Origin of the sequence: Acetobacter sp. UBA5411 (assembly GCF_002409645.1) — a bacterium.
GTDB lineage: Bacteria > Pseudomonadota > Alphaproteobacteria > Acetobacterales > Acetobacteraceae > Acetobacter.
Genome location: NZ_DHNR01000007.1, coordinates 1 through 22,667, shown reverse-complemented (window position 1 = coordinate 22,667; position 22,667 = coordinate 1). Strand labels below are relative to the sequence as shown.

The 22,667-nt window shown below is 58.4% G+C and carries 16 protein-coding genes; 10 read left to right on the top strand and 6 right to left on the bottom strand.

The features are described 5' to 3' along the window. Positions 1–6 precede the first annotated feature (6 nt). The 8 genes from mutM (at position 7) to B3759_RS02715 (ending at position 9,509) form a co-directional block, all read left to right on the top strand. Entirely contained in the window at positions 7–942 is a 936-nt protein-coding gene (mutM, locus tag B3759_RS02750) for a bifunctional DNA-formamidopyrimidine glycosylase/DNA-(apurinic or apyrimidinic site) lyase (protein ID WP_291363489.1), read from the top strand. 102 nt (positions 943–1,044) lie between these two features. After that, a complete protein-coding gene (rpsT, locus tag B3759_RS02745; protein ID WP_010666416.1) occupies positions 1,045–1,314 on the top strand; it encodes a 30S ribosomal protein S20 in 270 nt (89 codons plus the stop codon). Between the two features lie 544 nt (positions 1,315–1,858). Then, positions 1,859–3,268: a chromosomal replication initiator protein DnaA gene (dnaA, locus tag B3759_RS02740; RefSeq protein ID WP_232091972.1), complete on the top strand. Its 1,410-nt coding sequence runs from the start codon at positions 1,859–1,861 to the stop codon at positions 3,266–3,268. A gap of 152 nt (positions 3,269–3,420) precedes the next feature. Further along, positions 3,421–4,545, top strand: coding sequence for a DNA polymerase III subunit beta (gene dnaN / locus B3759_RS02735; RefSeq protein WP_232878151.1), 1,125 nt, complete (start codon positions 3,421–3,423; stop codon positions 4,543–4,545). A gap of 31 nt (positions 4,546–4,576) precedes the next feature. Continuing rightward, complete coding sequence (gene recF / locus B3759_RS02730; protein ID WP_291363399.1) at positions 4,577–5,713, top strand: DNA replication/repair protein RecF; 1,137 nt, start codon at positions 4,577–4,579, stop codon at positions 5,711–5,713. Positions 5,714–5,851: 138 nt separating this feature from the next. Continuing rightward, positions 5,852–8,293 (top strand): DNA topoisomerase (ATP-hydrolyzing) subunit B, encoded by a 2,442-nt coding sequence (gene gyrB / locus B3759_RS02725; protein WP_291363397.1) that lies wholly within the window; start codon positions 5,852–5,854, stop codon positions 8,291–8,293. Between the two features lie 70 nt (positions 8,294–8,363). Next, positions 8,364–8,708, top strand: a complete 345-nt coding sequence (locus B3759_RS02720; protein WP_291363486.1) for a hypothetical protein — start codon at positions 8,364–8,366, stop codon at positions 8,706–8,708. A 138-nt stretch (positions 8,709–8,846) separates the two neighbouring features. Next, positions 8,847–9,509 carry a hypothetical protein gene (locus B3759_RS02715; RefSeq protein ID WP_291363395.1) on the top strand — a complete coding sequence of 221 codons (663 nt, stop codon included), beginning with the start codon at positions 8,847–8,849 and terminating at the stop codon, positions 9,507–9,509. A gap of 97 nt (positions 9,510–9,606) precedes the next feature. Here B3759_RS02715 and B3759_RS02710 read toward each other — a convergent pair whose 3' ends face one another. The 5 genes from B3759_RS02710 to B3759_RS02690 all read right to left on the bottom strand — a co-directional run bounded on the left by B3759_RS02710 (position 9,607) and on the right by B3759_RS02690 (position 14,965). After that, positions 9,607–10,536 carry a hemolysin family protein gene (locus B3759_RS02710; RefSeq protein WP_291363393.1) on the bottom strand — a complete coding sequence of 310 codons (930 nt, stop codon included), beginning with the start codon at positions 10,534–10,536 and terminating at the stop codon, positions 9,607–9,609. Then, the gene (gene ybeY, locus B3759_RS02705) at positions 10,533–11,126 is read right to left on the bottom strand and encodes an rRNA maturation RNase YbeY (protein ID WP_291363391.1); all 594 of its coding nucleotides are present in this window, start codon (positions 11,124–11,126) and stop codon (positions 10,533–10,535) included. Before ybeY ends, B3759_RS02710 begins: the two co-directional genes overlap by 4 nt. Next, on the bottom strand, positions 11,107–12,186 hold the full coding sequence (locus B3759_RS02700) for a PhoH family protein (protein ID WP_291363484.1): 1,080 nt from the start codon (positions 12,184–12,186) through the stop codon (positions 11,107–11,109). The genes ybeY and B3759_RS02700 overlap by 20 nt, the downstream gene beginning before the upstream one ends. 68 nt (positions 12,187–12,254) lie before the next feature. Continuing rightward, positions 12,255–13,595, bottom strand: a complete 1,341-nt coding sequence (miaB, locus tag B3759_RS02695) for a tRNA (N6-isopentenyl adenosine(37)-C2)-methylthiotransferase MiaB (protein WP_291363482.1) — start codon at positions 13,593–13,595, stop codon at positions 12,255–12,257. 311 nt (positions 13,596–13,906) lie between these two features. Beyond that, the gene (locus B3759_RS02690) at positions 13,907–14,965 is read right to left on the bottom strand and encodes a lysophospholipid acyltransferase family protein (protein ID WP_291363389.1); all 1,059 of its coding nucleotides are present in this window, start codon (positions 14,963–14,965) and stop codon (positions 13,907–13,909) included. A 173-nt stretch (positions 14,966–15,138) separates the two neighbouring features. Between B3759_RS02690 and B3759_RS02685 the strand changes: the two genes are divergently transcribed. Both B3759_RS02685 and B3759_RS02680 read left to right on the top strand, forming a co-directional pair. Further along, on the top strand, positions 15,139–17,193 hold the full coding sequence (locus B3759_RS02685) for an autotransporter assembly complex protein TamA (RefSeq protein ID WP_291363387.1): 2,055 nt from the start codon (positions 15,139–15,141) through the stop codon (positions 17,191–17,193). Then, positions 17,193–21,386: a translocation/assembly module TamB domain-containing protein gene (locus B3759_RS02680; protein WP_291363385.1), complete on the top strand. Its 4,194-nt coding sequence runs from the start codon at positions 17,193–17,195 to the stop codon at positions 21,384–21,386. Before B3759_RS02685 ends, B3759_RS02680 begins: the two co-directional genes overlap by 1 nt. A 138-nt stretch (positions 21,387–21,524) precedes the next feature. On the opposite strand, the gene B3759_RS02675 is transcribed toward B3759_RS02680, so the two are convergent. Then, positions 21,525–22,424, bottom strand: a complete 900-nt coding sequence (locus tag B3759_RS02675; RefSeq protein WP_291363383.1) for a hypothetical protein — start codon at positions 22,422–22,424, stop codon at positions 21,525–21,527. Positions 22,425–22,667: the final 243 nt, after the last annotated feature.

Here is a 22,667-nt window from a genome sequence, read left to right as displayed (position 1 = left end):
AGCGTCATGCCAGAACTCCCCGAAGTAGAAACCGTGATGCGTGGAATGATGGGACGTCTTCTTGGCGAACGTATCCACGCCATCGTCGTGCGTCGTCCAGACCTCCGTTGGCCTCTGCCGCCCGGCCTCGGTCAGGCTCTTAAAGGCCGGACGATCGAGAGTTTCCGTCGGCGAGGGAAATATATTTTCATCCGTGTTTCTGGTGGGCAGTCGGTTCTGCTGCATCTCGGTATGTCCGGTCGGGTGATGCTGGATGACGCCGATTCAACGCTGGAAGTGGGGGAAGGCAAGCTGCGTCATGAGCATGTCGCCTTCACTACGGAGGGCGGCCAGCGCTTCGGGCTGGTCGATCCGCGTCGGTTCGGGGCGCTCGATCTTGTCGAGACGGAGGCTGAGGACCGGCATCCTCTGGTTGCAGCCATGGGACCGGAACCATTCGATCCCGCTTTCACTGCTGATACACTTTTGAAGGCGTTCGCGGGACGACGCAGCCCGGTGAAAGTGATGCTGCTGGATCAGAGGATTGTGGCTGGTCTGGGTAATATCTATGTGTGCGAGGCCCTGTTCCGTGCGCGTATTCACCCGGAAACGCCAGCAGGTCTGCTTGGGCGTCCTGCGCTGAAGCGGCTAGTAGTCGCCATTCGGGCCGTGTTGCAGGAAGCGATCGACGCGGGTGGCTCCAGTCTGCGGGATTATGTCCAGCCGGATGGTGAACTCGGCTATTTTCAGCACGCCTGGCGCGTTTACGGACGGGCCGGACAGCCATGCCCTGCTTGCAAGGGCGACCCGGGATGTCCGGGCGTGGCGCAGATCACGCAGGCCGGACGCTCCACGTTTTTTTGTCCACAACACCAGCCTGCTGTGGATAACGGGCCTGCGGTGAGTGTGGATACAGGCCACAGGCAGGGCAGAATCTCGCGGAAAAGCAAGAACTCTGCTTGACGCGCGGCCTTTCGTTGGCTTAGAGAACCGCACCTAATTCAGCGCGACCGCTTTCGGGTGGAGCGCGTGTAACCATATCGACTTCTGGATCAGATAGACACAATGGCGAATATCGCATCTGCCCGTAAGCGCATCCGTCAGACGGAACGCCGCACTGCCCGTAACACCGCTCGCATGTCCCGCATGCGCACCTTCATCAAGAAGGTCGAGATGGCCATTGCAAGCGGCAACAAGGAAGAGGCAACGGCAGCCCTGAAGGTCGCCCAGCCGGAAATCCAGCGCGCAGCAACCAAGGGCGTGGTGCACCACAACCTTGTGGCTCGCAAGATTTCCCGTCTGTCTGCTCGCATCAAGGCGATCGCAGCAGCCTGAAGAAGCGGCACGAACTGTTTTCCTGAAACAGTCTGCTCTTCTTCCGGCATCTGGGATGCCCAAGAAATAAGCCGGATTTCCGTATGAGGAATCCGGCTTATTTTTGCTCTATGGGCAAGGCCTTTCCTGCCGTCAGGCAAGAGAGGGTTTCAGAATAAATGATGATTTTTCGGGAAGGTTTGCAGGCATAAATGCGTTGCTTTCACAGGTGCATTTGCCTAGTCTGAAAACTTCGCTGGGACCGTGAATGCATGTCCTTCTCTGGCGACAGGGAGGCTTGTTTCCGAATTCAACATGCTGCCGTTATCCGGCTGTTTTTGTCCGAAATGAACCTCGGGGCTTTCCCTGAAGGTGTGTTTTGTCCGCAATGCGGGCGTGTCTTTATGATTTGGTCGCCGAACGTGCTGGGATGGCTTTGCAGGGCCGCTCTGATCCAGCAATGATCCGGGGAAGTGAGTGTGCAGAAACGATGCCGGTAACCCCATCCTCCGAAATGCCGTTGAGTTCAGATGAAGGTGCCGGATCGCAGTCTGCTTCAGGTGGTATGTCAGGCCTGCTCACAGAGGCGTGGGACAGGATTGCAGGCCGCATGAGGGCCGAAGTCGGGGACGTCGAATACCGGACCTGGCTTCAGCAGATTGTTCTTGGTCCTGTCGATGGTGATGAAGTCACCCTGATGCTCCCCACACGCTTTCTGCGGGATTGGGTCCGGAGTCAGTATGGTGATCGGCTGAGTGCGCTGTGGAATCAGGAAATTCCTGCCATTCGCCGCGTCGAACTTCAGGTCATGCGTCCGGGGGATGTGGTCGCCGCCTCTCCTGCGGCTGATGGGGAAGGTGGCGCGTCCGCTGCGCCTGCTGAAGTGACGCCCGCACCAGCGGCTCGCGCTGCTTCTGCTCCGAGTGATCGTGTCTCGGACACAAGATCCGATCTGGTGGCTCCGCTTGATCAGCGTTTCACGTTTGATACGTTCGTCGTCGGTAAGCCCAACGAGTTTGCCTACGCCTGCGCGCGCCGTGTCGCCGAGAAACCGTCCAGCGTCGGCTTCAATCCGCTGTTTCTGTATGGCGGTGTTGGTCTTGGTAAAACGCATCTCATGCACTCCATTGGTGCTGAGTTGATACGTCGGGGCGGTATCTCGGTGGCGTATATGTCCGCCGAGAAGTTCATGTATCGCTTCATTGCGGCTATCCGCTCCCAGTCGACTGTCGAGTTCAAGGACCATCTGCGTTCGGTCGATGTGCTGATGATTGATGATCTTCAGTTCCTGATCGGCAAGGACAATACGCAGGAAGAGTTCTTCCATACGTTCAATGCACTGGTCGATGCGGGACGACAGATTGTCGTGTCAGCAGACAAGTCACCGTCCGATCTGTCCGGTCTTGAGGATCGTCTGCGGACGAGGCTCGGCTGCGGCATGGTTGCGGACATTCACGCCACGACGTTCGAGCTTCGTATTTCCATTCTGGAAGCGAAAGCCACGGCCTCGGGCGTGGTTGTGCCGGGCAAGGTGCTGGAGTTCCTTGCTCACAAGATCACCACCAATGTGCGTGAGCTTGAGGGAGCACTGAACCGGCTGATCGCTCACGCCAACCTGTTCGGGCGTCCGATTACGCTGGAATCCACCCAGGACGTTCTGCACGATATTCTCAAGGCCCATGACCGCCGCGTGACGATCGAGGAAATCCAGCGCAAGGTCTCCGAGCACTGGAATATTCGTCTGACCGACATGTCTTCCGCCCGTCGCGCCCGGGCCGTTGCGCGTCCCCGGCAGGTCGCCATGTATCTGGCCAAGCAGTTGACCAGCCGCTCGCTGCCGGAAATCGGACGTAAATTCGGCAACCGCGATCACACGACGGTCATGCATGCCGTCTCTCGCGTGCAGGAGCTTATGGAGCGGGACACGGCGTTTGCCGAGGATGTCGAGCTTCTGCGGCGGATGCTCGAGAGCTGACGCAAGAAAACACGCTGTTTCACAAAGAAAACCGGGCTGCGACTCTTTGCCCGGGACGTGTCCCCTGCTAGATTGCCTGCCTTGATTTCCGATCTGCTTGATCAGGGTTGGAACGCGGAAACAAAGTCCGCAGGACAGGGGAACTGGTGTCGATGAAGTTTACGGCCGATCGCGCAACGCTGCTCAAGGCTCTTGCACATATTCAGAGCGTTGCCGAGAAGCGGAACACAATTCCCATCCTCGCCAATGTGCTGATTGACGCCAATAATGGCCATTTGAGTCTGACCGCTACAGACATGGAAATCGCCGTTGTTGAGGAAGTGCCAGCTGAAATCCATACGCCAGGCGCGGTGACGGCTCCTGCAGCCGTGCTGTATGAAATCGTCCGCAAGCTGCCGGACGGTGTTGAGGTCGAACTGAGCCATCCCGGTGGCGAGGCGCAGCTTGATCTCCGCGCTGGTCGCTACACGACGCGGATGAACGCTCTCCCGGTCGATGATTTCCCCTCCATGGTCGCCGGTGATCTGCCGCATCAGTTCAAGCTGAACAGCGGTGTGCTGAAATCCCTGATCGACCGCTCCCGCTTCGCCATTTCCACGGAAGAAACCCGCTACTACCTGAACGGCATCTACATGCACGTTACAGAGGGTGAAACGGGTGGTCTGTTGCGCGCGGTTGCTACAGACGGACACCGTCTGGCTCGTGTCGAGACCGAGGTTCCGGCTGGGGCTTCCGGTATGCCGGGCGTGATCATCCCACGCAAGACAATTGGTGAAATCCGCAAACTGCTGGACGAAGCGCCGGATGAGGTGGATGTCTCTGTCTCCGACACCCGCATCCAGTTCGGCGTGGGGTCCATCACCCTGACATCCAAACTGATCGACGGCACGTTCCCGGAATATCAGCGGGTTATTCCGTCCGGCAACAACCGCACCCTGCGCGTTGGCAAGAAGGATTTCTCCGACGCGGTTGGTCGCGTCGCAGCCATCAGTCAGGAACGTTCGCGCCCCGTGAAGCTGGTCCTCTCGCGTGATCTGCTCATCCTTTCCGCCACAAGCGCCGATCAGGGCACAGCGAAGGAAGAGCTGGACGACACGCGCGTCACCTATGACGGCGATGACATGGAGATCGGGTTTCAGGCTCGCTATCTGAACGACATCACCGATCAGGTGAGCAAGGATGTGGAGTTTGTCTTTGCCGACAGTTCGGCTCCGACCATCGTGCGTGACGTGGACAGCCCTTCGGCGCTTTACGTCCTGATGCCCATGCGGGTCTGATCTGGACCATTCTTTCTGACCGGTCGCAGCCATGACGTCTCTTGATCGTCTCGTTTTGGCCGGTTTCCGGAATTACCGAAGGTTTGTATGGGAGCCGGGGTGCTCGCCGGTTGTGATCACCGGTGAGAATGGCAGCGGCAAGACAAATCTTCTGGAAGCATTGTCGCTGCTGGTTCCGGGGCGAGGCCTTCGCGGGGCCAGAAATGCGGATCTTCCTTTGCGGGAAGCTTCCGGCGATCCCGTTCTAACAGGTTGGGGCGTTACCGCCCGTTTTTCTGACAATACAAGCGATTTCGAGGTCTCCACTGGCATGGAGGCCGGACAGTCCGGTGCGCGCAAATTTCTGCTCGATGGTGCGCAGATGCGTGCGCGGGATATTGCGGCGGCCAATCTGTCCGCTGTCTGGCTGACCCCTCAGATGGATCGGCTGTTTGGCGAGAGCGCCAGCGGACGCCGCCGATTTCTTGATCGCCTCGTCGTGGCGATGGTGCCGCAACATGCGCCTGAACTGGCCGCCTGCGAACGGGCGACAGCGCAGCGGAATCGTTTTCTTTCCGAAGGACGGACGGATGATGTCTGGCTGTCAGGGATCGAGGACGCCATGGCGCGACATGGCGTGGCCGTTGTCGCGGCAAGACGGGAGATGGTTTCACGCCTGAACGTCATGGGCGCTGATCCGCAGGGAGCCTTTCCTTCTGCACATCTTTCCCTGCTTTGTCCCATTGCTGATCGGCTCGATAATGAACCGGCGCTTGCGGTTGAAGACTGGTTGCGCAGCGTTCTGCGGGAAGGGCGCACAGCAGACCGGCAACGTGGCCATGCGATTGTCGGAGCGCATCGCACCGATTTTACGCTTCGGGATCTGGAGACGGGACGGCAGGCGGCGGAGGCCAGTACGGGACAGCAGAAGGCTCTGTTGATCGGTATCATTCTGGCGCATGCCCGCCTGATGGGTGAGGGCGCCGGAACCGCGCCGATGCTTTTACTCGATGAACCTCTGGTGCATCTCGACCAGCGGCGTCGGGAAGCTCTGCTTGAGACGTTGCTCGATTTTCAGACGCCGGTTCTGTTGACGGGGACCGACCGCTCTCCCTTTGCGCCACTGACAGATAAGGCCAGTTTCGTCACGCTACAGGACGGTCAGATTGTCACAGCGCGCACTGACTGAAAAATACGCCGGGAAAAGGCGGAAAAACCTCATAAGAAGACGTGCATAGACGTCTCATATGCTGGTCGTGAACGCCAGAAGAGGCTATAAACATCCTCCGCTGCACCCTATGCGAACGACCGGAGTACTCATCCCGTTATGACCGAAACTTCCAGTTCTGTTTCTTCCGCCGAAAACGACGACTACGGCGCGTCCTCCATTTCGGTGCTCAAGGGACTGGACGCAGTACGCAAACGTCCGGGCATGTATATCGGTGATACGGATGACGGGTCCGGTCTGCACCATATGGCCTTTGAAATCATTGATAACGCCGTTGACGAGGCGCAGGCCGGGTTCGCCACACACTGCGAGCTGATCCTGAACGCCGATGGCAGCGTGACTGTGCGCGATAACGGTCGCGGTATTCCGACCGACATGCATGAGGAAGAAGGGATCAGCGCGGCGGAAGTCGTTCTGACCAAGCTTCATGCAGGCGGCAAATTCAACCAGAATTCCTACAAGGTCTCCGGCGGTCTGCATGGCGTCGGCGCCGCCGTGGTGAACGCCCTGTCCGAGTGGATGGAAGTGCGCATCTGGCGGCAGGGACTGGAGCATGTGATCCGCTTCGCCCACGGTGAGCGTATTGAGCCTCTCACGGTCGTTGGGCCGTCGGATGAAGAGCGCGGCACACAGGTTACGTTCAAGCCAAGTGCTGCGACATTTGCCAAGACAATCTTTGAATTTCCTGTGCTGGAGCGCCGTCTCCGTGAACTGGCGTTTCTGAATTCCGGCTTGAAAATCACTCTGCGTGATGAACGCACCGAGCCGTTCAGGGAAGAAGTCTTTCATTATGACGGCGGCCTGATCGCGTTTGTGGAGTGGCTGGATCGTGCCCGCACGCCGATCATTGTGCCTCCCATTTCGGGCAGTCTCGAAAACCCGGAAAATGGTATCAAGGTCGAGTTCGCCCTGACCTGGAACGACAGCTATCACGAGACGATGCTGTGCTTTACGAACAACATTCCACAGCGGGATGGTGGTTCGCATCTGGCCGGTTTCCGGCAGGCGCTGACGCGTATCGTGGGCAAATACGCGGAAAGCATTGCAAAGAAAGATTCGGCTTCGCTGGTAGGCGAGGACATGCGCGAAGGTCTGACCGCCGTGCTGTCGGTCAAGGTGCCTGATCCGAAATTCTCTTCACAAACCAAGGACAAGCTGGTTTCGTCCGAAGTCCAGCCGGTCGTGCATACGGCTGCGGCCGACATGATCGGCCACTGGTTTGAGACGCATCCGAAAGAGGCCAAGCTGGTCGTCGCCAAGGTGCTGGACGCTGCTTCCGCACGTGAAGCAGCCCGCCGTGCCCGCGAACTGACCCGCCGCAAGGGCGTGCTGGATATTTCCTCGCTACCCGGAAAGCTGGCTGACTGTCAGGAGCGCGACGCTTCCAAGGCCGAAGTCTTTATCGTTGAGGGTGACTCTGCTGGCGGAACCGCCAAGCAGGGACGTGACCGTCGTTTTCAGGCCATTCTGCCGCTGAAGGGCAAGATCCTGAACGTCGAGCGTGCACGCTTTGACCGTATGCTCGGTTCTGCGGAAATCGGCACACTGATCACGGCGCTTGGCACCGGCATCGGGCGCGGCGAGGCGGATCAGGGCGGCTTTGATATCAGCAAGCTCCGCTATCATCGCATCGTCATCATGACTGACGCTGACGTGGACGGTTCGCATATCCGCACGCTGCTGCTGACCTTCTTCTTCCGCCAGATGCCGGAACTGATCGAGAAGGGCTATCTCTACATCGCGCAGCCGCCGCTCTATCGCGCCAAGCGTGGCAATGAAGAGCGTTACCTCAAGGATGACGCAGCACTTGAGCAGTATCTGCTCGACAAGGCGCTGGGAAATGCTGCGTTGACGCTGGGATCGGGGCGCGTTCTGGAAGGCGAGGATCTGCTCGCAGAGATCAACTTCATGCGGGATGCGTCCCGTGTCATCGGACGTCTGTCGTCGCGTATCCCGCTCTGGGTCATTGAACAGGCGGCCATTGCCGGAATCTTCAATACGGATCGTGATGCGGCTCTGGCGCAGGTTCCGGAATTGCAGCGACGTCTGGATGCCGCCTCCCGTGAATCCGAGCGTGGCTGGAAAATCTCGTTGAATGATTCCGGTCTGGAAATGGGCCGTAGCGTGCGCGGGATCGGTGAGACCTATCGCATGGAAGCGTCTACGCTGGCCGGTAATGACGCCCGCTGGCTCGCCGCCAATCTGGAGCGGTTCTTGCGTGATTATTCCAACGGTATTCATCTCAGACTGGATGCTGGCACGGAAGTCACCGTCGCTGGTCCAGCAGAGGCGTTTGCCCGTCTGCTGGCGCAGGGACGCAAGGGACTGGCGATCAACCGCTTCAAAGGTCTCGGCGAGATGAACGACGAGCAGCTTTGGGACACCACGCTCGACCCGGCGACCCGCACCCTGCTTCAGGTTCGTGTCGAGGACATGGAAGAGGCTGGTGCGGTCTTCTCGACGCTGATGGGCGATGTGGTTGAGCCGCGTCGTGACTTCATCGTCGGCAACGCTCTCAAGGTCGCCAATCTCGACGTTTGAGTGTGATGAAAGGTGTTGCTGTGGCCGGGGATGAGCCGTGATCGTTCAGGATCATCCTTGGTTCTGCGATATGCCGGAAAGCCTGCGTTATATGAGGGCTAAGGATCTACCTCGTCCCTTCATTGAAAAAGGCATCGTGTTCATCCTGCCAGACAGGATGAAGCATTTTCGGAAGAATCTTTATCATGTGCGTCGGCGGGACGTTGAGGATTCCGCCACCTATGCCCCTCTGTTCAGGGCGAAATGTATTCTGGAAAGCGAGCCTCGACCGGAAGACATGCAGGGACCGTTTGACGTCTATCCGTTTTACACGAAAGTTGCGCGCAACCGACGCCATTACCTCGATTACTACATGCTGTTCCTGTTCGATGGACAGCCGGATTTTGTGCGGTTTAAAGAGCTTGCCGGAGAATGAATGGCTCCTCTCACCCTATGAGTGATTGACCAGCCGGAAGTCGAAGGTTAGGCAGAAACAGGTTTTTGTCGCCTCGCAGTCAAAAGGCAGCGGGGTTTCTCCTGTGGCCTGACAGGGATATTTCCGCGAGTCAAACCGATGAAATCTTATATTCCCGTTGTTCTGACCGTCTTTCTGGCTGGATGTTCCTATACTATTGACCCGCTGAAGAATTATTGCGCCGATCCGGCAGTGGATCAGTCAATTGTCGCGGTTGCCAATGCGCCGACGGTAATGCCCGATGTGGTGACCAGCAAACCTGCAAGCTCGGCAACAGCGTTCACGGATGGCAAAATAAAAGGCCATCTTTTCGGCTCCCACTATCAGGTTCTGGCATGCCACGGCACGCTGGTGCGGGCAGATGGCAGCAAAGAGCCGGGTATCGCTGTGACGCGTTTCCACGGTGGGCCTATCGGCTGGCGCGACCTGTGGCTCCAGCCTTCGTCACCGGATACGCTCAGAATCTGGGCATCTGACGCTGATATCGCGGCCTACAAGCAAAAGCAGATCGCCAACAAGCTCGCTCATACGCCTGCCCCCTGCATGCCGTATGCAGAAGATCTGTTTCAGGGAACGAAGCAGACAGGACTTGCTTCCGACCAGTTGCGCAGCACGCTTTACAGCTGCCTCACCAGTCATGGCGTAAAACCGGCAGTAGCGCCCAGCGGCGTTGATCATGTTTATTCCGAAGGGTATCCGGAATTTTTCGTGCCGTATTATCTTGAGCCCGAAGCGGAAATCAGCGGCTACCTTCTGTATTAAGGGAGCCTGCAAGGTCTTCACTTTCGAGAAAGGCAATCTCGCGCCAACGGATGAAAGCCTCGTTATGAGGTTTCCATCCTTCCATCACATTGGCACGTCAGCTTTCGCTGTTGTTTGCGCCCGTATCTGCGGGAGTAGCCGGAAGTTCCGCTGGCTTTCTCACGCGCACCTTACGGATATGACGAGCGTCGGCATCCAAAACGCGGAACACAAAACCGCTTTCATGGTTGAAAACTTCACCGCGTGTCGGGACATGTCCTGCCAGCCGGAAAACCAGACCGCCAATGGTCTCGATCTCCGCTTCCCGCTCGGTCTCCGTCAGGATCGGGCCGATCTGCTCCTCGAACGTCTCCACCGGGCAACGGGCGTCCACATCAAAAGAGCCGTCGGGTCGTTCGACAATCATCGCGACCGTTGGTTCATCATGTTCGTCGGAAATATCTCCGACAATCGTTTCGACGAGATCTTCGATGGTGACAACGCCGTCGATACCGCCATATTCGTCGATCACGAGCGCCAGATGGACCTGCCGCTGCCGCATCATCAGCAGCAGATCGAGCACAGGCATCTGCGGCGCGATCATCAGAGGCTGGCGTAGCAGCGTTTCCAGATTGAACGCTTCACTTGTGCCGACATAGGCGATCAGGTCCTTCACGTGAATCATGCCGACAATGTCGTCGAGCTGCCCGCGATAGACCGGCATGCGTGAGTGATTCTCACGTCGCATCATCGCCAGCGCGTCATCGAGGCTGATGTCCGCAGGCATCGCCACAATGTCCGCACGCGGCACCATCACGTCATCCGCGCTGGTTTCACGCAGACGCAACACATTGGCGATCAGCGCCCGCTCCTGACGGTCCAATTCAGGCGTTGCGTCTCCACCTTCGCCCGCGTCTGCGGCTTCCTGCACCAGTGCGGCGATGGAGTGGCGGACACCCTGTTCTTTTTTGCGGCTGAAAAAGGAGAGCAGACCCTTGCGAGGTTTCTGTGATCCGTTCACGCCGCTTGAATGGTCTGTGTCGCTCATATCCGGGATTTCCAGGGGTTGGGAAGGCCCAGCATCGCCAGAACACGGGCTTCTTCCATCTCCATACGCCGCGCATCGCCAGCTTCATGGTGATCATGGCCGCTGAGATGAAGAATGCCGTGCGCAATCAGGTGCGCCAGATGATGCGCAACAGGTTTTTTCGCAGCCCGGGCCTCCCGGCACACGACACCCAGAGCAAGGATGATTTCACCACCGGGATAACCGGGCGGCGGCTCGAATGTCAGGACATTGGTGGGTTTGTTACGACCGCGATGACGCGCATTGAGCTTCTTCACGACCCTGTCCGAGGACAGGACGATCGTTTCCGGAAGCACAAGGGCCACTCCGGAAAAGCGACGCTCCATCCAGACAAGACTGGCGTCGCTGGCGCGTCGGACCAGTCGCTCGACATGAGGTACGACAGCGCGCCACCCCGCGTCTTCGACAATGATCTCGGGACCATTGTCGCCTGTTCCGGTGTCATCCTCCCACTGTGTGGGAGGGAAGGGGAAGAGCCCAGCCCCGTAAGGGGAGGGCTCGCCGTCTGCCGCGCTCTGAAGAGCGCAGCTGTCAGTACTTGGCGGTTCCATTGTGCTCCCGGCGGAATCTCTGGTTGCGGGAGGTCTCCCGTTCCACCGTCTTCTTATCATCATACGCATCAACAATGCGCGCTACCAGTCTGTGCCGCACAACGTCTCTCGCGTCAAAGCGATTGATGGCGATGCCCTGCACGCCTTCCAGCGTATCGAGCGCGTCCTGCAGCCCTGAAATCGTGCCGGACGGCAGATCGACCTGACTGAGATCACCTGTGACGACCATGCGTGTTCCATTGCCCATGCGGGTCAAGAACATCTTCATCTGCGCGGGGGTCGTGTTTTGCGCTTCGTCGAGAATCACATAGGCATGTGCGAGCGTGCGACCACGCATGAAGGCGAGGGGCGCGACTTCAATATCGCCAGTCGCCATGCGCCGGGTCACCTGATCACCGGGCATCATGTCATGCAGCGCGTCGTAGAGCGGGCGCAGATAGGGGTCGATCTTTTCCTTCAGGTCGCCGGGCAGGAAGCCCAGCCGTTCGCCCGCTTCAACAGCAGGCCGCGACAGAATGATCCGATCGACCTGACCGGATTGCAACATCGCGACAGCCTGCGCCACCGCGAGATAGGTCTTGCCGGTTCCGGCAGGGCCGACGCCGAACACCATCTCGTTGCGCGCCAGCATCTCCATATAGGCAGCCTGACCCGGAGAACGTGGCTCGATAGCACCCCGGCGGGTCCGAATGGCTGGCAGATCATTGATCATCAGCCGTGGGCCGTTGCTCGGTTTTGTCTCGACTTCGGTAGCAGCCTCCGGCGCCTGACCGGGCACCTGCTCGCGCAGGGCGGCGTGAATGTCGGAAAGACGGATGGCGGCGTCGATCTCATCCGTGTTGATCGGCGTGCCACGTTCCAGCTTGCGATAGAGGGTCGTCAGCGCGGAGTGAGCGAGCGCCGTGCGGCCCGGTTCCCCAACAATCGCAATCCGGTTGCCCTTGCAGGCAATGCGCACTCCCAGAGCTTCCGCCATGTGACGCAGATGTCGGTCATGGTCGCCGACCAACTGCGCCAGAAGGGCGTTATCTCCGAACTGCAGGGTTGTCGTTCGTGACATGTCCCGCGCTGGAGAGGAAGAGGAGCCCTTGTGACGGGGCTGGGAGGTTCCGGGTGCGATGGGCTGGGTCAAGCGGGCATACACTCCTCGACAAGCGTTCCGACCAGCGAATTGCTGCGTCGTTCTGTGATCAGGACAGGAAGAGTCCTGCCGACCAGATCATCCGGTCCATCGACATGAACCGGCTGAAGCCAAGGGGACCGACCGACCATCTGGCCCGGTTTGCGGCCCCGACCTGTGAACAGCACCGGCGCGACAACATCCACAACAGCATCGTTGAAGGAATCCTGTTGGTCGCGCAGCAGTGCCTGCAATGCTTGAAGACGCTCGTCCTTGACGGCCTCTGCTACCTGCAACGGAGCGCCCGCCGCCGGAGTTCCCGGTCGGATCGAGTATTTGAACGAGTAAGCCAGCGCGAACCCGACATCGCGGATCAGCTGCATGGTCGCCTCGAAATCCTCATCGGTTTCACCCGGATGCCCGACGATGAAATCGGAGGACAGGGCCAGATCCGGACGCACGGCCCGCAGACGATCCACAAGATGGCGATACTCGTCCGCCGTATGGCCCCGGTTCATCGCCTTGAGGATCTTGTCCGAACCCGCCTGCACAGGCAGATGCAGGAAGGGCATCAGCGCAGGCAGATCACGGTGCGCCATGATCAGGTCATCGCCCATGTCGCGCGGATGCGAGGTCATGTAGCGGATACGCTCCAGACCCGGAATCTCCGCCAACGCGTAAGCCAGTCGGGCAAGGCTCCATGTGCCGCCGTCAGGACCTTCGCCGTGATAGGCGTTGACGTTCTGCCCAAGCAGGGTCAGTTCACGCACACCGCTTGCAACCATGCGACGGGCTTCCGCCAGCACGGAGGCGACGGGGCGGCTGGCTTCAGCACCACGGGTGTAAGGCACCACGCAGAACGAGCAGAACTTGTCGCAGCCTTCCTGCACCGTGAGGAACGCGGTCACATTGCCTGCGGTCTGCGGCGCTTCACTGTCGGGCAGAAAGTCGAACTTCTGCTCGGCAGGGAAATCCGTATCGATCACTGAACCACCGGCGCGGGCGGCACGGGCCACCATCTCCGGCAGGCGGTGATAGGTCTGTGGGCCAAGCACGATGTCCACATAGGGCGCACGCTTGAGGATCTGCTCGCCTTCCGCCTGCGCGACACAGCCCGCCACGGCCAGAACGGTCTGGCGACCTTCGGTGCTCCGTTCCTCCTTGATGTGACGCAGCCGCCCCAGTTCGGAAAATACCTTCTCGGCAGCGCGGTCCCGGATGTGGCAGGTGTTGAGAATGATCATGTCCGCCTGCGCGGGGTCATCCACCGGCGCATAGCCAAGCGGGCGCAGGACATCCGTCATGCGGGCGCTGTCATACACGTTCATCTGGCAGCCCCATGTGATCATATGCAGACCACGGGTGTTGGGGCGGACCTCCGACGCGTTGGCGCTATGGAGTGTGGTGGAGAGATCAGTCGTCACAGTTCAGGCTCGTTCCGGCACGCCGCCGGACCATTCCGCGCGACAGAGGGGAGGAATCCTGATTGCGGGCGTCCGGGTCAAGGGCAGAAGCTCATGACATCGGTTCCGCCTGACGAAGAAGCAGAAGAAGTGCGAAAGGCGATCAAGCCATGAACCTCTCTTCACGCTAGGGGCGCGGCCAAGGGGAACTTGGCCAGACCTTCAGCTACCATCAGGCGAAAGATACAAAGGGTTTGTCAAGAAAACCTTTTGTTTTCACGGTTCCGTGATGAATTGGCTGGCCCCCTGAGTCTCACCTGCCAGTCTGCTGGGGCAGGCTCGTCATTCTGACGCAGACGGGCTGCGCCATTTGTTACGGCACGCCATGTGGCCTGCGCGAGCGCCTTCCGACTCGGGAAATCTTCGGGGTCGAGAGGTGGATGCAGCAGCACGGTAGCCCGCATGGATTTCCGTTTCACCAGCTGCCAGACGTGGGGACCAAGATCCATGTCGCCATACCAGGAAAATACGGTGCGACGGGCCTTGCCGATGCGAAACCCGTCGAGTCTGTCATAGACAAGCGAGACGGGCTGGATCAGGGGCGTCATGCCGGGCGGGAAATCAGGCAGCATCTGCGACGCTTCCGGCTCCCGCAGGCGCGGTGGCTTCGCAATGGCGAAAAAGGCTGACATGAACGGAAGAACGCGCGAGCCGTCGGAGGACGTGCCTTCCGGAAACAGCACGAGATTGTCGCCATTAGCCAGACGGGACGTCATCTCATCGCGCTCACGGCCAGTCGTATTGCGCTGGCGGCTGACGAAAATGGTGCGGCCAATCTTTGAAATCAGCCCCATGATCGGCCAGTGCTCGATATCGCCCTTGGCCACGAAAACGGAGGGCAGAACCGTGCCGAGAACAGGCACGTCGATCCAGCTCGAATGGTTGGAGATGTAGATGATCGGCCGTTCACCGCGTGCCCGCGATTTCGGTCCCGTGACACCGCCCGCCCGACGTCCGATGACGTTGATCTTCAGGGACAGCAGACGGCACAGCACGCCCCAGATCACCCGCGTCCAGCGGATCTTGGCGTTGCCGGGAACAAGAAGAAGCACTGCTTCAAACCCGACGGAGAGCGGAACCCACACAGTGATGGCGAGGAGTCTGCTGACACCGCGGATACGCCGGAAAAGACTGCGCTTCGCCTGTTCCCGTTCTTTCGCATCGATCCGGTCGAGTTCTTCGGCGTCGATCCGGAACGCAGAACCTCGCCTTTTCAGGTGGGACAGGGAAGGAGTGGGGTTAGCGGAGGCGTGCATATGCCTCTCCATCCGGGAGGGAAAGAAGGAGTACTGAGTGCATCCCTTTCCATACTCTCAAATCACGATTTTCGACAACGTATGTCAGCCGGACCAAAAAAACGACACAGATCATTATAAAAAAGGTCGGAGTCATCTCGTCGATCGGGAAAATTCTTGTCATTAAGGATTTGATGTCCGCCTCCGCAGTCTCCCCGCAAGTCTCCCGTGCACATAAGAAGATGTGCGATCAGGGGGAGCCCAGCGCTGCACGCCGCTGCAAGCTGCGTGATGACAGGTCCTGGTGGAAAGTGGCGTCTGCTTTCGTGGTCCTTCTGAGCGCAGTGCAACCCACCTTTGCAGCCAGCGGAGACAGCAAGAAGCAGAAGGAAAAGACGCCGGAGCCGATAGGGCCGACGGTGTCCTATACGACAAAGATCGAACCGACGGGCAATGCGGATGTCGACGCTGCGCTGACCTCCTCATCCGATCTGCTGAGCCTTCAGAAAACACGTGCAGTGGGTCCGTTCGCTCTCGCCGGGCGAATCAGAAGTGAATACAGCCGCCTGAATACTGCGCTGGAGAGTTTCGGCTTTTATGACGGCAAGATCACCATCACGGTGGACCGTCCAAAGGACGCTCAGATGCCACCGCAGATATCGATGGACGGACAGGATATCGGCCTGCCGCTGTGGCTGGCGTCCATGCCATCAGGACAGGCGCTCTCCATCAAGATCACGGCTAAGACGGGACCTCTCTACCATGTCGGTTCCGTAAAGCTCGTCGAACCGGACACCAAAAAGCCTGTGGCTCTTTCCGAAAGTGAGCAGAAGGCGTTCGGGATGAAGACAGGCGCGCCTGCGGTGGCGAGCGATGTCCTGCAGGCCGCCAACCAGCTGAACGATACGCTCAAGGAGGAAGGGCATCCGCTGGCCAAGGTTGATGTGCCGACCGCCTGGCTTCAGCCGACATCGAGAACGCTCGATCTGATGTATCCTGTCACCATCGGGCCAAAAGCGGATATCGGAAAGATCACCCTGAACGGGCTGGATTACACCAATCCCAGATTTGTTCGCAGACGTCTGACGATTGCGCCGGGGCAGCTTTACCAGCCTTCCCGAATTGAGGATTCAAGACAGGATCTGGCCTCTCTGGGCATCTTCTCGACGGTAGGCGTGAAGGATGCGCCCAAGCTGGCACCCGACGGCAGCATGCCGCTGGCCTTCAGTTTCAAGGAAGCCAAGCGTCACACGGTTGGAGCCGAAGCCGGCTATTCGACTGATCTTGGTGGGCGCGTTGGTGCGTCATGGACGCATCACAACCTGTTTGGTAACGCCGAACGTCTGAAACTCACGGCTCTGGTCACGGGTGTTGGGGGCACGGCCCAGCAGGGGTTCGGCTATGATGTGTATGCCGATCTCTTCAAACCGGATTTTCCCGGTCGTCGTCAGAACGCCAGTTTCAGGGTCGAAGGTATCCGGCAGCTTTTCTATTCCTATCGCCAGACAGCCATCATTCTGAGAGGCGGTATCGTGCGGCAGATCAGCAAGCGCTGGAATGTGTCCTACGGCATTGCAGCGGAACAGGAAAAGATCGAGCAGTTCGGCGATACCCGTGACTATTCGCTCATCTTTGCTCCGCTCAGCGCCAACTATGACAGCACCGATCTGCCTTCGCCGCTTGATCCGGCGACCCACGGTGCGCGCGTCTCCCTGAGTGTAACGCCCTCCGCCTCCTTCAACCACGGCACTCGTTTCTTCGCCCTGCTACAGGCCAACGCCTCGACCTATTTCGATCTTGCAAGACTGGGGCTGACACAGCCGGGCCGAAGTGTGTTCGCGTTCAGGGGAATTGTCGGCAGCGTGCAGGGAGCATCCACTTACGACATTCCGCCCGATCAGCGGCTCTATGGCGGTGGCACGGCGACCATCCGCGGCTTCCGGTATCAGGGTGTCGGGCCGCAGTTTCCTCATTCCAAATATGCGATCGGCGGCACATCGCTGGATGCCGGAACAGTCGAGTTTCGTCAGCGGTTTTTCAAAAGCTGGGGCGCAGCGGCTTTCATGGACGCCGGACAGGTGGGATCGGGCAGCGCGCCCTTTACCGGCAAGGTGCGCGTCGGCGCGGGTGCGGGCGCGCGGTATTTCACGCCCATCGGACCGGTGCGTCTCGATATCGCGGTGCCGCTTAACCGTCAGCCGCGCGGCGACAAGTGGGAACTCTATATCGGTCTGGGAGAAACCTTCTGATGTCCGAAACGACACCTGATACTCCCCATAAGCCGCGTCGTTCCCTTGGTCGTCGTATCGCCAGAGGAAGCGGGATTGCCGCCGCCTCGGTCGCAGGGCTCGCCGTGCTGGTCGTCGGTGTTGTGCTTGTCGGTGCGAATATTGATCCGGGGCGTCACTTCATCGAACGGGAAGCGGCGTCGCTGACGGGCAATACCGTTGTTGTGACGGGCCTGAGCGGGCGCTTTCCAGACGCCCTGAAAATCGCACATATCGAGTTGCGGGATACAAAAGGCGTCTGGCTCACCATCGAGAATCTGCGTCTAAACTGGTCACCGCTCCGCATGGTTGGTCGCACGGTGCATGTTGATCTGCTCAGCTGCGACCGGCTGGCCCTGCCGCGTCTGCCAGTCAGTGACACCTCCAAACCGGCGACGCCCTCCAGCGGCCCCACAAAGACCGGTCTCGGGATCGACATCAAGGCAGTGGACGCCAAACGGATCGAGATTGGCGCCCCCGTCGCCGGACTGTCGGCTGCCTTCTCCCTGCAGGGTCATGCCGCCGCCCCGGAACTGGATGCGCTGATCAACGGCTTGTCCCTCAAGGATCTTCCGAGGGCTGATATTCTCGTCGATCTGAAACGCCTCGATGCAGACGGGGCGTTGAAGGTTGCGGCCAAAACCCAGTCACGCGCCCTGACGCTCGATCTGACCGCGCAGGACGGCAAGGACGGTATTGTTGCAGGACTGAGCAAGATGCCGGAGGTCACGCCCGTCTCCCTGACCCTGCATCTGGCTGGTCCCACGGAGGCTGCCGCTCTCGATTTCGGCGCACAGGCTGGAAGCATCACCAGCACGGTGAAGGGTAAACTCAACCTCGTCGCCAATACGGCTGATGTTGCCGCCGCTCTCAATGCGCCCGCCATGTCGCTCAGCAATAGCATCGGCTGGCAGTCCATCGCTCTCGCTGCAAAACTGAGTGGTCCCTATACCGCGCCCGCCGGAACCGGAACGCTGTCCGTGAAGCAGCTTGCGGCAGGTGGCGCGCAGGTCGGGGCGCTTGATGTGAATTTCGACGGGATGGGGCAGGGCGAGACGCTCGATCAGTTGCATCTGCATGCGACGGCGTCCGGACTGCGCATTCCCGGCAGTTCTCCGACCTTGCTGGCAAGCGCGCCCTTGCAACTGGACGCCAGATACGCCCCCAACAACCCGACAGCGCCGGTTGTGCTGGCGTTGTCGCACCCGCTGCTTCAGCTCAACGCACAGTCCGACACGAAGCCAGCCATCAAGGGCAATGCGACCCTGAACCTGCCTGATCTTGCTCCTCTCGCGGCAGTGGGTGGACAGAAGCTGGAAGGTCATGCCGACCTTGCGGCCAACTTCGCGTTGCCGGAGGCTTCCGGCGACACCACGACAGTGGCTCTGACTGGTAATATTGCCGCCCTCAAAGGGCTGGAACAGGCGGTCGGTCTGATCGGTCCGACCGGCAAGCTGGCGGCTCACGCGACCCTCACCAAAAAGGATGACGGGCAGACCGTTCATCTCGATACGTTCACTCTCGATGGACGCACGTTGCATCTGACGGCGAACGCCACAGCGAACACAAAGGACAGCAAGACCACGCTGGAGGCCGCGCAGGCCAGCCTGTCGCTGACAGATCTATCCGCAGCAGCAAAGATGCTGCGTGGTACAGCGAAACTTGATCTCGACGCATCCGGTCCGACGGATGATCTTTCAGCAAAAGCGCATCTCGCCAGCGACTTCGGCACGGCCACGATGCCGCGTGGACCGATCACGCTCGACCTTGACGCCGACCATCTGCCTTCCGCGCCAACAGCGCATCTGACTGCGGGAGGAACGCTCGATAAAGCGCCTCTGAAAGCGGACCTTTCCGCAACACAGGACAAGGACGGCAATCGCACTTTGAAAATCACCAAGCTGGACTGGAACAGCGTGCATGGAGATGGCGCGCTGGAACTGCCCTCCAAGCGCAAGATCCCGCTAGGCACGTTTGATCTGAAAGTCGCCAGACTGGCGGATCTGAAGAACCTGATCGGCCAGCCTGTCAGCGGCACCCTTGCGGCCTCGCTGAAAAGCACGGCGGCGACTGACAATAGCCCGCTGAAAGCCGCGATCAACGTCACCGGCGATGTGGCGATGGCCCCTTACCGTATCGGAGCGCTGAAGCTGACCGGGTTCGTCAATGATCCCGAAGGCTCGCCCAGTGCGGACCTGTCCTTGCAACTCGACAAGGTTGCAGCGCCCTCCATTGCGGGCGGTCTGCGGGCGACGGTCAAGGGACCACAGAACGCGATTGCTGTTGATGCAAACGGGAAGTTTTCTGAACTGTATGGTGCTCCGGCAGCCCTCGATCTGGCGGCTGTGGCCAATCTTCCGGAACAGAGTGTGCGCGTCAGCCGTCTGACGGCGAACGCCAAGGGCGAATCCCTGAAACTTGAAGCGCCTGTCAAGGTTTCTTACGGTAAGACATTGGGTGTTGACCGCCTTCGCGCCACGGTCGCGCCTCCCGGCGTGGCTCCGGCCAGCATCGATATTGCCGGCACAGCTAAACCCGCGCTGAATCTGACAGCAACAATCAGGAACGTGACACCTGCGTTGGCCAAGCCTTTCGCGCCAACGCTGCACGCAACCGGCACCTTGTCCGCCGATGCCAAGGTGACGGGAACGCTCGCGGCTCCTCGCGGTAACGTTCGTCTCGACGGGCATGGTCTGAGGATGTTGTCCGGTGACGCGGCTTCGCTGCCGCCCGCCGAAATCGCCGCGACGGCTGATCTGGCAGGCACGACCGCACGCCTGAACGCCCATGCCAGCGCCGGTCCGAAGGTCAATCTGTCAGCGGACGGCACCGTGCCGACATCCAGCACTGGGCCGATCAACCTGCACACGCGCGGCAATCTGGATCTGTCCCTCGCTAACGGCATGCTGGGCGCAAGCGGACGACAGGCGCTGGGGATGGTCAATTTCGATATGATCGTGGGTGGCACCGCTGCACGTCCGGCGGCTCGCGGCTCACTGACGTTGCACAAAGGTGATATTCAGGACTTCTCGCAGGGGCTGCATCTTTCGGATATCGAAGCAAACGTGCTGGCTGAAAATGATCGGCTGGTCATCCAGTCCTTCATTGCGCAGGCAGGCAAGGGCACGATGGCTCTGAACGGCACGGTTGGCGTATTCGCGCCCGGTATGCCGGTCGATCTGCATCTGACTGCGAACAAGGCACAGCCGATTGCCAGCGATCTACTAACGGCCCTCATGGATGCCGACATTAACGTCAAGGGGCAGGCCGACACGCGCATCGACGTGGTAGGAAACGTCAAGTTGCCGCATGTGGAAATCAATATTCCCAACTCCATGCCGAGTTCGGTCGCCACGTTGAACGTGATCCGTCCCGGCGACAAGCCACCGGAAACCGACAAGAAAGCCACGGAACGCGTTATCGGTCTGGATCTGAAACTGACTTCGCCGGGCGAGTTCTTTGTGCGCGGTCACGGTCTGGATGCGGAAATGGCCGGACTTCTGAGCGTGAAGGGAACGGCAGCGCAGCCAGTTGTGGAGGGCGGCTTCAACATGAAGCGCGGCCTGTTCAGTCTTGGTGGTATTACGCTGAACTTTACAAAAGGGCGTGTCGGGTTTGATGGCACGGGCGTGACCCACAAACTTGACCCGACGCTGGACTTTGTCGCGGAACGCAGTGTCAGCGGCCAGACGGCCATGCTGAAGGTGGGCGGGTACGCCAGCGATCCGAAGATCACCTTTGAATCCATTCCGTCCCTGCCACAGGATCAGGTTCTGGCGATGCTTCTGTTCGGAACGGATGCGCATTCGCTCTCCACCACGCAGATGGCGGAACTTGGCGCGGCTCTGGCGACGCTTGCGGGCGGCGCAGGTTTTGACCCGCTCGGAACCGTCCGCAAAACCCTCGGTCTGGATCGTCTCGCCATTGGTGGTGGCTCAGGCGTCGGCAATGGCGGCGCTAGTGTCGAGGCGGGCAAGTATGTGATGAAAGGCGTCTATGTTGGCGCCAAGCAGGCGACCTCCGGCAGCGGCACGCAGGCGCAGGTGCAGGTCGATCTGACCAAGCACCTGAAACTCAATACAACGGTGGGCACGGGCGGAAACGTGACTGGCTTTACCACGCCGGAAAACGATCCGGGGAGTAGTGTGGGCGTGTTGTGGCAGTATCGGTATTGAGGGGGGGAGGGGTAGGCTTGTGGGGGAAAGCCGAAAGTCAGTTATCGAAAAAACACTGTTTGAAGCTGCCTATCATGAGGATAGGAAAATTTAGCAAACCCCCGCGCCGACAATAATAAAATTACCTGAATATCGTGATCAGTCCGAGTCTGATTTGGCTGTAGCGCATGAAACGTTAGCAAATTTTGAATTGCTAACTAATGAAGTGAAATCTGCGACATCGGCCTTTGGTCCGAACGTTATTGCGACCAATTTAATGTCAGCACAATTGTTAGACACATCAATTGGAATCGGCCAATAAGAGTTCGGAGACGAACCAACAACGCCGCTCGGTGCAGAAGCGTCCCACCGCTTTAGTAATAGTCTAACCTCTTCTTCATTTTGTAACGTAGGGGGCAAATAAAAAGCTCCAAGCCTTGATATTCCCCATGGAGTAAAAGGAGGAAGTCCCGCGTCCGTCAAAGCATAATTGATTTCTTTTAATATTGTGGTGTTTTTATTATTGTAATTTATGTGCCTAAGATCAGCCCGCCCCCCTTTGACTTCAAAAGTTAGGCGAACGCCTGTACCCTGCTTGGCAAAGCAACGCCATAAGTATGGTTTGTCTTTGTTTAAACTTGTTGTGAATGAAGTATAAAAAAGGTCGTCTGCAAGCTCGGCATATACTTTACCGTTTGTGCTGGGGCTAAGATATCCGTTAAGATTATGAAATTTTGCAAACTCGTCTAATTCACCTTGGCCAAGACGTTTTGTTACTGAGTGCAAACGCAGTTCTTCGCTTGATAGGATACCACGAAATCCCTCAGGCGAGGTATAATGGTCCACAGTAATGAAAGCTGTCTCTTTCTGAAACATATATTCAAAAATGGCATTTGATAAATCATTAACATAAGATAGTTCAATAAAAAACGTAGACATTGCATGAATATTATTTATATCAACCGTAATTCCAAGGCCGTATTGGTAAAGTATATTATCAACAATGCCTTTAAAAGCTAATTTTTTATTTTGTTCGTCTTCGTAGGCCTGAAGGGACATATAAAATTCCAATATATCCAATATATAAGAAACTTTTGAAAGGTGATGTTATTCATATTACAATACAATGGCCATTTTCAGTCAATCCATAGAAATACGGACAAGAGCCATTTAGGATAATGATGTGATCGCATGATAGGCGTTCTTAGGCTCAATTCGATTGTGCTTCTTATGTCCGCTACAAGGAGGGATTCTAGTGAGCATTTATGACTGCAATGAGACAATTCTGTTGAAAAAGTCGCT